We start from the raw sequence: 11,985 nt of genomic DNA on the forward strand, positions 1-11,985 counted from the left end.
TTAACCCGGATGAGCGAAACGACATCCGGGGACTCACGCGCGTGCGCGTTGAACCCGGATATCGCTTCGCTCATCCGGGCTACGCGTCGGCCTCAATGCAGCCGGAACACGCCGTCGACGGCGCGCAGCTCGGCCGGCTTGATCAGCTTGGAATGCGCCACCGTGACCGAGTACAGTGGACCCTCGATCTTCTCCTGCCAGAACGCGAGGAAGTCCTGCAGCGCGGGGAATTTCGGAAACAGGTCGTAGTTCTGCCAGACGTAGGTCTGCAGCAGCGAGCGGTGATCCGGCATCCGATACAGGATCTGCGCCGTCGTCAGCCCGTAACCCAGCACCTGTTTCCGAAAGTCCTCGGAAACCTCAACCTTCGACACCATGCCAACCTCCGTTTCTGGAGCGCATGTCCGTGTGGCCAACCGGGATGGAGCCACCCGGCAAAGATGCGCTCACTGCCAAGAAATGTGACGCATGTCCTCAACCCATCTCAAGCTTAAATGTTTAACGACATGTTGAAAAATGCTGCATTAGCAGCCACTTAGCCCAGGTGCTAATACGGGGTTTCATGGTTCGTTCCGCTCTTGTTAACGCTATCGGAACGCTTTGGCAGAGCCCGCAGTTGACTGCTAATTTTTCTGCTACAAGCCCTTGTCCGGCTGAATGCTCTCCCCTAAATCCAGCCCACGTGCTGGCACTCGCTGGCACCGACTGCCAAAATTCCAGAAATTGACAATCGCCTCAATAGCTTAGGAGGACTGTATGGCTTTCCGTCCGCTTCACGACCGCGTCGTGGTCAAGCGCATCGACGCCGAAGAGAAGACCGCTGGCGGCATCATCATCCCCGACTCGGCCAAGGAGAAGCCCTCGCAGGGTGAAGTGATCGCGGTGGGCCCGGGCGCCCGCGACGAGAGCGGCAAGCTGGTCCCGCTCGACGTCCAGGTCGGTGATCGCGTGTTGTTCGGCAAGTGGTCGGGCACCGAGGTCAAGATCGACGGCCAGGAGCTGCTGATCATGAAGGAAAGCGACATCATGGGCGTGCTCACCGACACCGCGTCGAAGAAGAAGGCCGCCTAAGCCCAACCCGCTCAACGCTCACCCTGAGGAGCGCCTGCGGGCGCCCTGCCCAGGGTGAGACGACCAATTCAACTCAGGGAAACCCAATATGTCAGCAAAAGACGTTAAGTTCGGCGTCGACGCCCGCGATCGCATGCTGCGCGGCGTGGACATCCTCGCCAATGCCGTCAAGGTCACGCTCGGCCCGAAGGGCCGCAACGTCGTCCTCGACAAGTCGTTCGGCGCTCCCCGCATCACCAAGGACGGCGTCACCGTCGCCAAGGAGATCGAGCTCGACGACAAGTTCGAGAACATGGGCGCGCAGATGGTGCGCGAAGTCGCCTCCAAGTCCGCTGATGCGGCCGGCGACGGCACCACCACCGCGACCGTGCTGGCCCAGGCCATCGTGCGCGAAGGCGCCAAGGCGGTTGCCGCCGGCATGAACCCGATGGATCTGAAGCGCGGCATCGACCTCGCGGTCGAAGCGGTCGTCGCCGATCTCGTCAAGAACTCCAAGAAGGTCACGTCGAACGACGAGATCGCCCAGGTCGGCACCATCTCCGCCAACGGCGACGCCGAGATCGGCAAGTTCCTCGCCGACGCCATGAAGAAGGTCGGCAACGAGGGTGTCATCACCGTCGAGGAAGCCAAGTCGCTAGAGACCGAGCTCGACGTCGTCGAGGGCATGCAGTTCGACCGCGGCTACATCTCGCCCTACTTCGTCACCAACGCCGACAAGATGCGCGTCGAGATGGATGACGCCTACATCCTGATCAACGAGAAGAAGCTCTCCTCGCTGAACGAGCTGCTGCCGCTGCTCGAGGCCGTGGTGCAGACCGGCAAGCCGCTGGTCATCGTCGCCGAGGACGTCGAGGGCGAGGCGCTGGCCACCCTGGTCGTCAACCGCCTGCGTGGCGGCCTGAAGGTCGCGGCCGTCAAGGCTCCGGGCTTCGGCGATCGCCGCAAGGCCATGCTGCAGGACATCGCGATCCTGACCGGTGGCCAGGCGATCTCGGAAGATCTCGGCATCAAGCTCGAGAACGTCACGCTCGCCATGCTCGGTCGCGCCAAGAAGGTGATGATCGACAAGGAGAACACCACGATCGTCAACGGCGCCGGCAAGAAGGCCGACATCGAGGCGCGCGTTCAGCAGATCAAGGCGCAGATCGAGGAGACCACCTCGGACTACGACCGTGAGAAGCTGCAGGAGCGTCTGGCCAAGCTCGCCGGCGGCGTCGCGGTGATCCGCGTCGGCGGCGCGACCGAGATCGAGGTCAAGGAGCGCAAGGATCGCGTGGATGACGCGATGCATGCGACCCGCGCGGCTGTCGAGGAAGGCATCCTGCCGGGCGGCGGCGTCGCCCTGCTCCGGGCTTCCGAGCAGCTCAAGGGCCTGCGCACCAAGAACGACGACCAGAAGACCGGCATCGAGATCGTCCGCAAGGCGCTCTCCGCCCCGGCCCGCCAGATCGCGATCAACGCGGGCGAGGACGGCTCGGTGATCGTCGGCAAGATCTTGGAGAAGGACCAGTACGCCTACGGCTTCGACAGCCAGACCGGCGAGTACGGCAACCTGGTCTCCAAGGGCATCATCGACCCGACCAAGGTGGTTCGCGCCGCGATCCAGAACGCCGCCTCCGTGGCTGCGCTGCTGATCACGACCGAAGCCATGGTCGCCGAGCTGCCGAAGAAGAACGCCGGCGGCCCCGCAATGCCTCCGGGCGGCGGCATGGGCGGCATGGACTTCTAAGGTCCAGCCTCCTCAAGAGATACGAAGGGCGCGGCGAAAGCCGCGCCCTTTTTGTTTCGCCGGGGCCCGAATGTCGCCGGGGCTCATGCGGGCTTCGTCGCTAAACTCCTGTCTGCCGTCATTCCGGGGCGTTCAAGCGCTAGATGGCGAAGCCATTTTGGAGCAGCGCGAATGAGCCCGGAATCCATAGCCCGAGCGGTGATTGGTCGAAGACAGACGCCACAAGCACCTCGCACCACGCGACGGCCTGTGGCTATGGATTCCGGGCTCGCGCTACGCGCGCCCCGGAGTGACGAACGGAGAGCGCGCGCCTTGTGCGACGCGCCCCCTCACCTGCTCCGCCGATACATCACGTCCGTCCGCAGCACGTATTTGCGCCCCTTCGTCACGGGATCGCCGCGATGCATGATCGGGTGATGGAACAGCAGCGCCATGCCTTTCTTCGGAATGATCCGGAACGGACCATCCGGCATCAGGCCGGTGTCGTCGCAGAACGACGTCGTGCCACCTTCGAAATCATCGTTCAGATAGATCATGAAGGTGAACTGGCTGCGCTCGCCATCGTCACGCTCGAAATGGCCGTCGCGATGCCATTCGAACTTCTGTCCGACATCATAGCGATACAGCCGCAGCCGCTCGTTCAGCCCGACCGGCTGCCAGCGATGCTGGAACGACGGTGCGAGATGGCCGGCGAGCCGCTGATAGAGCCCTTGCGCGCGCTCGGTATCGTCGACGATGACGCGATCGTTGTTGCGATAGTCCTTGACGCTGCGCGGCGCGAACAACGTCGCCTCCTCGAAGCCCATCTGCTCGCCCAAGCGGATGTAGTCCTCGCACTCGGCAGTGGAGAAGAAGTTCGCAATCGTCTCGATATTGTCGGCGTGCCAGGTCATCTCGGTCATGATCGTGTCTCCGTCATCGTTGCGCAATCGCGTAGCCCGGATGAGCAAAGGCCGGCGCCTTGCGGGCGCAGGCCGGAGCGACATCCGGGGTCTCACGAACTGCACGTGCGGACTCGCATGTCGCTTGCGCTCATGCGAGCTACGAGGGCGCGCTCAATCCTTGAACGGATCGAACTCGCCCTCGCCCGCCATCACCACGGCGAACGGCCGCAGCGTATGCACCACCCTCACCGAGCCGGCGTGCTCGGCCAGCACCTCGGGCAAACGACGATAAGCCATCGGGCTCTCGTCGAGATCGGCGCCGATCAGGGTGACGCCGCGGCCCTGCAGCCAGGCGTCCATCTCGTCGCGCGTGAAGCGCCGCTTGGCCTCCCTGCGCCCGAACAGCCGCCCGGCGCCGTGCACCGTGGAGTACAGCGAGGCCTTGGCCTCCTCCGACTCCACACCCTCGATGATGACCGCGTCGTCGCCCATCGAGCCGCCGACAAAGCCGCGCTGACCCGGAAAGGCCGGCGTCGCGCCCTTGCGCACCACCCACAGGTCACGCCCGTCATGGGTCTCACGCCAGGCATAGTTGTGGTGGTTGTGCACGCTGTCGGTGACCGCACCGCCGATGATCCGGCGCACGCGCTCGGTCACCCACTCGCGTCCCGCATAGGCGTAGCGCCCGGCGAGCTGCATCGCGGCGATGTAGCGCTGCCCAACCTCCGAGTCCTCGTCGACCACGGCGGGCGGCACGTTCATGCCGTCCTTGCCGCCGGCCGCCTTGAGGTAGCGCGTCGCCGAGGTGTGGCCGAGCCCACGGCTGCCGAAATGCACGCCGATCCAGACAAAGCCGGCCTCGTCGCGCATCAGGTCGACATAGTGGTTGCCCGACCCGACCGTGCCGAGCTGCCCGACCGCCTTCTGCCGGTACGCGTCCATGTCGGAGCAGCGCCACGCATCGGCGTCGTCGAACAGCTCATGCTCGACCCGCTCGGCGTTCTTGCGGCCGACGCCGAACGAGATCACCCTGGCGACATCCTTTGTGATGGTGCCGACCTTGTCCTCGATCGCGCTGAACTGCGTGTCGAGCCGGACCGCCATGTTGCCGCAACCGATGTCGAAGCCGACCCCGGAGATGCTGATCTGCTTCTCATAGGCGATCACGCCGCCGACCGGCTGGGCATAGCCGAGATGACCGTCGGCGCAGATCACCCCGGCCACTGCATTGCCGACCGCCATGCAGCTCCTCATCTGCGCGATGGTCGCATCCTCGTGACGGCCAAACACCTTCAGCGGGCTGTTCTGATACTGCGCGGCCTGTGGCCGGCTCGCGACCGTGTCGCCCAGCGCCGTGGCCTCGCGCGCCAGCTGCTCCTGGCGCGCGGCGTCGCGGAACGTGCACCACAGCGGCATCGACCGCTGCCCGGGCCGCTCGACCCGTGCATCCGGATCAAGCCCGGCCTCGATCGCCAATTGTCTCGCGCGCTCCTGATAGGGATCGGCTCGCATGTGATCCTCCTCACTCGTTCATGCATGACCCTGCCGCGCCGGCGTGGCGCTGCAATGGTCGGGACTTGCACGGCGTGACGCCGCGCAAGTCCGGTGGTGCAAACAGAGAGACGGATCTGATCGGAGTGTCCCGGATGGGACATCAGCCTGGCGGATCGTCTCTCTGGCGTTCAAGACAGAGGGACGATCCCGCTGCCTCGCTACGCTGCTAGTTGATTGTGACGGGACAGCGCGCTCCCCGCGGAGACTGCCGGCACGCACTGGACGCAATCACGGCGCCGCAGTTGCGGCAGCGCGCTGTCCTCCATCCGACGTGGGGTCGAAATCGACATGGCTCTCTCTCGCTGGCGGATGTCCACCGGATAAGTTGGCGCCTGCTCTTACAGGATTTTAAGTACGTAGCCCGGATGAGCGAAGCGACATCCGGGTTCGTCCGAATCACCTGTGAGACCTCGGATATCACCCACGCCGACACCCTTTGGGCATCGGCGCGGGCTCATCCGGGCTACGCGTTCGTTTCTTCAACGCTCGAGCTCCACATCCCAGTACAAATAATCCTGCCAGGTCACGTGCAGGAATCTCGGCGGAAACAGGCGCTGCGCGGCCATCAGCTCGTGCCGTGCCGGCTCGAACGGCGGCCGCCGCGGCTTGAGGTGGCGCCGGTCCTTGCGCGCGTTGCAGGGACTGCAGGCGGCGACGATGTTGGTCCACGACGTCTCGCCGCCGTCGACGCGCGGCACGACGTGATCGAAGGTCAGCTCGCCGTGGAGATAGCGGCCACCGCAGTACTGACATTCGAAGCGATCGCGCAGGAACACGTTGAAGCGCGTGAACGGGACGCGCGTCGCCGGCCTGACGTAATCGCGCAGCGCGATCACCGACGGCAGCCGCATGGTGACGCTCGGGCTCCGCACGACGCTGTCGTACTCTGCGACCACGACGTGCGACTCGCCGACAACGGCCCTGATCGCGTCCTCCCAGCAGACCACCGACAGCGGGAAATAGCTCAGCGGCTGGAAGTCGGCGTTGAGAACCAGCGCCGGGTTTGTTGCTGACATCGTCGACCTCCTCTCTTTCGCTTCATCTGCCCGGTCGTGTTGGCGCCCATGACGGGAATCGAACCCGCCTTCCCGGATCGACAATCCGGTCCCTTCACCAGACGGGAACATATGCCATGTCATCGCGCCCGGACTGCACCGGGCATGGTCATCGTCAATCAATCGAACGCGACCGGAGCGTGCTCCGGCTGAACGCCGTTGATGTAGTCGAGATAGATCTGGCGAGCCCGTGCCTCGCTGACGCCGCGGCACGTCATGACGATGCGCACGAAGGCAACCGCCACCGGCGAGCACAGCGCTCGGGCGTGGTCGACTGTCTCGGAATCTGGGCTCATCATGCGGGTCATCAGACCCTCCGCTATGTCTGCGGAGGGTGAGATCCCGCCGCCGGTTATGCTCTTGCTGGAATTTCGCGTCCCGATGTCGTCAGGGACAGCACGAGATCATTCGGACCCTGACAGGCGACGCCCATGCCGGACCCATCGCGCGACCAGTTAAGCGGTCGTTCGTTGGCGGGGGCATTCGCGAGATGTGAGCGTAGGCTCAACACGGTCGTGGTCCTCAAGAGCGCGCCGGCGAACGGCGCGTCAATTTCGATGGGGCAGAGCTATGCGCAGAATTTTCCGAAGCCGTCAAGGCCGGAGGGGGAAGCGATGACGGCGCGCCTCCGGCGACGCGACAGATTTGCAACGACCAGATTGGTCGTCGGGCAAATCAGTTGCGCATTATCGCGAGCTCCAAGGCCGCAATCGGCCCTGCGAGAGGTCGAAAACGCGTGCGCGCGAAAATTCGTTTGTCGAGCCCGGTCAATGGGATCGCCCCGCTCACCGCCAACCCCGAACATTTTCCTGTTTCCAAAAATCAGAAACCGTGCATTCTATGCCGGTCCTGTCCTCATGAGAGGGGCGCTTCGCGATCGTCATGAACGTGGAGGGCGGGATGCGGTGGGCGCGTCGGGTTGCAGCGTGATCTGATCACGCGGACGAACGATCCGGTGCGCACGGCGAAGTCGTGATGTCCTGGCACCCCGATGCTGGTGTCAAGGTCGGAGAGACGAATGCTCCGACCGATGGTGGCCAGAAAGCCCGGCGCACCAGGGAGACCATGTATAAGCCGTAAGGCCATCGCGCGGGGAATGCCGGATGATGCGGCTGAACCTGTGGTGACTGCCGCCTGCTTTTTCTTCTGCAGGCGGGCCATGGGTGAGGCCCTCACCCGGCATTCCCCGCGCCCTCTCTCGAATTTCGAGGGCGATCTCGCCGGCAACACTCGGGCGTCATTCGCCGCGAGAATGCGACGTCGTGTCCAGGGGTGTTCGAGCTGTGTATCCGTTTGCCCTTCTTCCCGTGCGATCGCGTGAAGCGGTCGCCCGGAGCGACGCCGATCCCGAAGCCGCATCAGAAATCGTGCGCTCGTGACTGCACGGCACCCAATGGATTCTCGATCTTGTGGCTCTAAAAGTGCATGCTCTTGGAGATCGGGAGATCGGACGAGCGCTGCAAGTGAATGCGCCCTCTCCCACAAGGGGCTACGGGATGCCCGAAAGCGATTCCAAGCGATTTCTGGATGTGATTCAAAGTTTTCGACCGGTTCGGTGGAGAGCTTTGAATGTCATTTGGCGATATTCGAGTTGCGGAGCGGGCTGACTGGCTGATCGAACGGGTGGCGACAGCAGGCACGCTGGTCTTGCGGAAGTTGGGGGAGACGCGAGCCGGCGAGAAGGCCATTCACCGATTTCTGTCCTCGCACCACGTCTCGGTCGATCGGATCGTCGAGACGCTGGCGGCTCGGACTGCGGCTCAATGCGTGGGACGGCGTATTCTGGCGATCCAGGACACGAGCGAGATCAATTTCTCCGGCCGTGACAAGAAGCGGCGCGGCTTCGGTCCTGGCGGGGACGGAAAAACACCCGGCTTCTTCATCCATCCCGTGATTGCCCTCGACGTCGAGAGCGAGGCGGTGTTGGGACTTGTCGACGCGGAAATCTGGACGCGCTCAGCCGGACGAGTTCCGGCTCGCCGCAAGCGAGCGATCGAGGATAAGGAGTCGATACGCTGGCTGTATGGCTGTCAGGCGGCTGCCGGCGTCTTATCGGAGGCGGCCAGCGTCACGATGGTCGCCGATCGCGAAAGCGACATCTACCCGTTGTTTACGCGTAAGCCGGAAGGGCTCGATCTGATCGTGCGTGCTGCGCAGGATCGCTGCCTGTCCGATGGCAAAATGCTGTTTGCAGCGCTTGCCGAGACGAAGGTGCTGAAAACAAGCCTCGTCAAGGTGGCGCCGCGCGGCCCCGGCGATAAAGGGCGCGGGGCGACCGTCGAGCTTCGCGCCGGAAGCGTGTCTCTTGCCCGGCCACAGAGCCTGAAACGATCAGAGGCCTGCGATGCCATCGAAATGACTTTGATACAGGCGCGTGAGATCGATGCGCCCGCCGGCAAAACACCGTTGTTGTGGCATCTGCTCACGACCCATTCCGTTGCCAGCGCGGCAGATGCCGAACAGATCGTGCAACTCTATCGATTGCGCTGGCGCATCGAACAGGTCTTCCGTGCTCTCAAGAGCGATGGCTTGGCTCTCGACGACAGTCAGGTCATCGATGCCGATCGCATGTTCAATCTCGCGGCGATCGGGCTTGCTGGCGCTATCCGGACCATCCAGCTTGTCGACGCCAGAGACGGCAGTCCCCGTCCCATGAGCGACGTGATCGACCCGGCCTTCAGACCAGCTCTGGGGCACCTATCAAAAACGCTCGAAGGCAAGACCGCGCGGCAGCAGAACCCACATCCTCCCGATTCCCTCGCGTTCGTCGCATGGATCGCGGCACGCCTCGGCGGCTGGAATTGCTACGGTAAACCACCAGGGCCAAAGACAATGCGAGACGGCTGGGATCGTCTCGCTGCAATGCTTGAAGGCTATCTACTTGCAACCCAAAGCATAAAACCGGGAATCCCGTAGCCCACAAGGGGAGAGGGTGCTGTATCGCGCAGCGTAGTAGTTGGCGATATAGCACTCGTGCGACGGGATTCACGGCGCACCTTTGCACGCCCTACAGTTCGGAACTACTGCCGAGTGTGAGGGCGACCATGCAGATCCCACCTCAACATCTCCTGCCCGTCTCACTCGATGCGCGAGAGCACGGCGAGCTTGCGGATGCCCTTGTTCTTGTAGGCATCGAGGAACGCGTAGTAGTCGCGGAACGAGACGCAGCCATTGGAGTCGCCGTTCGGCCCGAGCATGAAGGTGTGGGCCAGGAGGCCGTTACGACCGTGGATCGCGTCCTCGCCGCCGATCGGGTTGAGCCGCAGCGCCGGCACGCCGTGGAACAGCGCCTCGCGCGGCTTCAGCTCGTAGATGTGCGGCGGCGTCACGCCGCGCATCTTGATCTTCTCCGAGCTCGGCTTGTCGAGGTTGTCGCCGAGGCCGGAATGTGCCTCGAGCTTGGTGCCGTCGGGCAGATACACCGCCTTGGCCGAGATGTCGTAGACTGCGGTGCTCAAATCATACGGCGGCCGGCCGCCGCGGGTCGGATCCTTGGCGATGCTGGCGGTGATGTTGGAATCAGCCGAGGCATAGGCCAGGAGGCCGCCATCCTGGTTCTCCGGCTTGCCCCAGAGCTTTTCCTGGATCGAATGCCGGTCGCCGGCGATCGACAGCACCGCCGCCTTGGCGCGCTCGGTCATCGCGCGCAGCGAGAAGCCACTGCTCTTCGGCGGATTGGCCTCGGCGGCCTGCGCCGGCGTCGCAGGCTGCGCGGCCGGCTTGGCATTGGCGAGCGCCAACTGCATCGGCGGCCGGGCATCCTTCTTCGGCGCCTCGGCAACCTTCGCAGTCTCGGCCGGCTTGCCCTCGATCTGCTTGGCCTCGATCTGCTTGGGCGCAGCTTCGGCGAGCCTGGGCAGCGGCGGCGCGCCGTTCGCGGCGTTGGAGGCGACGCCCTGCGGCACGGCCGCGCCGAAGCGGTCGTTGAACATCTGCGGCGTGATGGCGGCGACCGTGGTGACGGGCGGAGATTCCGGGAATGCCGAGAAGGCCTCACCCACTGCATCGGCGGCGCTGCGCGTCGCAAGCCGCGGCGCCGGGCGCACGACGGGCTCATCCTGCTCGATGCTGCCCAGGGTCGGATAGGCATCCGCCGCGATGATCTTGGTATAGACCGTCACAGCGCAGCCCCCGATCAGGCATGCGATTGCCGCGCCACCGATCAATTTGTGAGAGAACGCGATCAGGGAAGACTTCCTGCGATTTCGTGCGGCCAACGCAGCTCGACTGTTACTCATTCACTCACGCCCGAACGAATACTCGATAACTCTCGCTCGATGCGCCACGGACAACCGCTTTGCATCTCGCAGAAGCACAGAGCTTCATTAGGGCGACTTTTAGTTAAATGCTGATTAAGTTTTGGCAGATTAAGGGCGGGTTAACCATGGACGTCTGTTTTGCCGGCAAACAGGGCAAAAACAGGGCGAAATTCCAGCCAAAAGCAATATTTCCGCCCCAGGCCGTTCCTGAGGAGCAGCATTCGACGGCCGCCGGAATCCGTAAACCATAGCAGGCCGCGTTAACGATTGAGCTCTGCCAGAGGGGCGCTATCGATGACTCACGTTTAGGCGTGCTGACGAGGGAAAGGGCGTAGTTTTCACTTGTTCAAGGCCCCTGCTCGGACATGGTCTTGCCGATCTTCTCGACGCGGCTGAATGCATTGGTCACGTACAATCGCATGTCGCCCGGTCTCCGCGGCAATCGGATCAGGACGGTCGTGGTCCAAGGCGCAATGGCGACGGCAGCCGCAGGTGGACCGCATCCGTAACAAGCCGGGATTTTCCGCGCTGTGGACACCGGCGGCGGTATGGTAGGGAACGATTCTCGGCAACACTCCGCCGGCGAATCGTACCGCGTCCGCTCCCTGCCGAACACGACACGAGAGGACTCCATGCAGATCCCCGACCGGAAGCTGGCCTTCGTCTTGGCCGCGAGCAATCACGGGACGATGATCGTCAACCGGCTCGACTATCGCATGGTCGACGCCAACCGGGGCTACGGCGTCGGCTATCAGATCCTCGACACGGGGGCTTTCGATCCGGGCGAGGTGCAGCTCGCCGTCCGCCTGCTCGGCTTGCGCCGCCGGCACCATGGCGATGGCGCCGTCGCGATCGACTGCGGTGCCAATATCGGCGTCCACACCATCGAATGGGCGAAGGCGATGACCGGCTGGGGATCCGTGCTCTCGATCGAGGCGCAAGAACGGATCTACTACGCGCTCGCCGGCAACATCGCGATCAACAACTGCTTCAATGCGATCGCCATCCATGCCGCAGTCTCGTCGGAGCGCGGCGTGCTCAACATCCCAAGCCCGAACTACCTGACCCCATCGAGCTTCGGCAGCCTCGAGCTGCGCCAGCGTCCCAACACCGAGTTCATCGGCCAGGCCATCGACTATGCGGACAACACCGTCGAGGTGCGCAAGCTCCCGCTGGACGATTTCAATCTGCCGCGCTGCGACCTGATCAAGCTCGACGTCGAGGGCATGGAGATCGAGGCGCTCGAAGGCGCGGCGGCGACGATCGAACGCTGCACGCCGATCATGCTGATCGAGAAGATCAAGACCGATGCGGAGCAGCTGCGGCAATGGCTGGATTGCCGCGGCTACAAGACCATCGATGCCGGCATCAACATGGTCGCAATTCATGCGCGGGACAAGGCGCTGGCGGACATCATCCCGCAGCAGCCCTGA

10 protein-coding genes and 1 tRNA gene are annotated in these 11,985 nt (G+C 63.7%); 4 read left to right on the forward strand and 7 right to left on the reverse strand.

Annotated elements, in window-relative coordinates; translation table 11 throughout:
• Positions 1-92 precede the first annotated feature (92 nt).
• A complete protein-coding gene (locus tag QX132_RS23150; RefSeq protein ID WP_315714735.1) occupies positions 93-377 on the reverse strand; it encodes an usg protein in 285 nt (94 codons plus the stop codon).
• Between the two features lie 379 nt (positions 378-756).
• On the opposite strand from QX132_RS23150, the gene groES reads away from it, so the two are divergent.
• Together groES and groL are read left to right on the forward strand one after the other, a co-directional pair.
• Positions 757-1,071: a co-chaperone GroES gene (gene groES, locus QX132_RS23155; RefSeq protein WP_008966485.1), complete on the forward strand. Its 315-nt coding sequence runs from the start codon at positions 757-759 to the stop codon at positions 1,069-1,071.
• Between the two features lie 88 nt (positions 1,072-1,159).
• Entirely contained in the window at positions 1,160-2,800 is a 1,641-nt protein-coding gene (gene groL / locus QX132_RS23160; protein ID WP_316162982.1) for a chaperonin GroEL, read from the forward strand.
• 329 nt (positions 2,801-3,129) lie between these two features.
• Here groL and QX132_RS23165 read toward each other — a convergent pair whose 3' ends face one another.
• The 5 genes from QX132_RS23165 to QX132_RS23185 all read right to left on the reverse strand — a co-directional run bounded on the left by QX132_RS23165 (position 3,130) and on the right by QX132_RS23185 (position 6,601).
• Positions 3,130-3,702 (reverse strand): 2OG-Fe(II) oxygenase, encoded by a 573-nt coding sequence (locus tag QX132_RS23165; RefSeq protein WP_316162983.1) that lies wholly within the window; start codon positions 3,700-3,702, stop codon positions 3,130-3,132.
• Positions 3,703-3,855: 153 nt separating this feature from the next.
• Positions 3,856-5,196, reverse strand: a complete 1,341-nt coding sequence (locus QX132_RS23170) for an RtcB family protein (protein ID WP_316162984.1) — start codon at positions 5,194-5,196, stop codon at positions 3,856-3,858.
• A 521-nt stretch (positions 5,197-5,717) separates the two neighbouring features.
• Positions 5,718-6,254, reverse strand: a complete 537-nt coding sequence (locus QX132_RS23175; RefSeq protein ID WP_316162985.1) for an HNH endonuclease — start codon at positions 6,252-6,254, stop codon at positions 5,718-5,720.
• Positions 6,255-6,294: 40 nt separating this feature from the next.
• Positions 6,295-6,369, reverse strand: a tRNA-Asp gene (locus tag QX132_RS23180).
• A 43-nt stretch (positions 6,370-6,412) separates the two neighbouring features.
• Positions 6,413-6,601: a hypothetical protein gene (locus QX132_RS23185; RefSeq protein ID WP_316162986.1), complete on the reverse strand. Its 189-nt coding sequence runs from the start codon at positions 6,599-6,601 to the stop codon at positions 6,413-6,415.
• Positions 6,602-7,862: 1,261 nt separating this feature from the next.
• Between QX132_RS23185 and QX132_RS23190 the strand changes: the two genes are divergently transcribed.
• On the forward strand, positions 7,863-9,209 hold the full coding sequence (locus QX132_RS23190) for an IS4 family transposase (RefSeq protein ID WP_315781472.1): 1,347 nt from the start codon (positions 7,863-7,865) through the stop codon (positions 9,207-9,209).
• Positions 9,210-9,370: 161 nt separating this feature from the next.
• On the opposite strand, the gene QX132_RS23195 is transcribed toward QX132_RS23190, so the two are convergent.
• Positions 9,371-10,531, reverse strand: coding sequence for a DUF2778 domain-containing protein (locus QX132_RS23195; RefSeq protein WP_316162987.1), 1,161 nt, complete (start codon positions 10,529-10,531; stop codon positions 9,371-9,373).
• Between the two features lie 653 nt (positions 10,532-11,184).
• Between QX132_RS23195 and QX132_RS23200 the strand changes: the two genes are divergently transcribed.
• Entirely contained in the window at positions 11,185-11,985 is an 801-nt protein-coding gene (locus tag QX132_RS23200; protein WP_315759258.1) for an FkbM family methyltransferase, read from the forward strand.

The organism is Bradyrhizobium sp. SZCCHNRI20481 (genome assembly GCF_032485055.1).
Taxonomy (GTDB): Bacteria; Pseudomonadota; Alphaproteobacteria; order Rhizobiales; family Xanthobacteraceae; genus Bradyrhizobium.

Bases quoted from the DNA above. Each gene is read 5' to 3' on its own strand.
- QX132_RS23150 (WP_315714735.1), bottom strand. From the start codon at position 377: ATGGTGTCGAAGGTTGAGGTTTCCGAGGACTTTCGGAAACAGGTGCTG.
- groES (WP_008966485.1), top strand. From the start codon at position 757: ATGGCTTTCCGTCCGCTTCACGACCGCGTCGTGGTCAAGCGCATCGAC.
- groL (WP_316162982.1), top strand. From the start codon at position 1,160: ATGTCAGCAAAAGACGTTAAGTTCGGCGTCGACGCCCGCGATCGCATG.
- QX132_RS23165 (WP_316162983.1), bottom strand. From the start codon at position 3,702: ATGACCGAGATGACCTGGCACGCCGACAATATCGAGACGATTGCGAAC.
- QX132_RS23170 (WP_316162984.1), bottom strand. From the start codon at position 5,196: ATGCGAGCCGATCCCTATCAGGAGCGCGCGAGACAATTGGCGATCGAG.
- QX132_RS23175 (WP_316162985.1), bottom strand. From the start codon at position 6,254: ATGTCAGCAACAAACCCGGCGCTGGTTCTCAACGCCGACTTCCAGCCG.
- QX132_RS23185 (WP_316162986.1), bottom strand. From the start codon at position 6,601: ATGACCCGCATGATGAGCCCAGATTCCGAGACAGTCGACCACGCCCGA.
- QX132_RS23190 (WP_315781472.1), top strand. From the start codon at position 7,863: ATGTCATTTGGCGATATTCGAGTTGCGGAGCGGGCTGACTGGCTGATC.
- QX132_RS23195 (WP_316162987.1), bottom strand. From the start codon at position 10,531: ATGAGTAACAGTCGAGCTGCGTTGGCCGCACGAAATCGCAGGAAGTCT.
- QX132_RS23200 (WP_315759258.1), top strand. From the start codon at position 11,185: ATGCAGATCCCCGACCGGAAGCTGGCCTTCGTCTTGGCCGCGAGCAAT.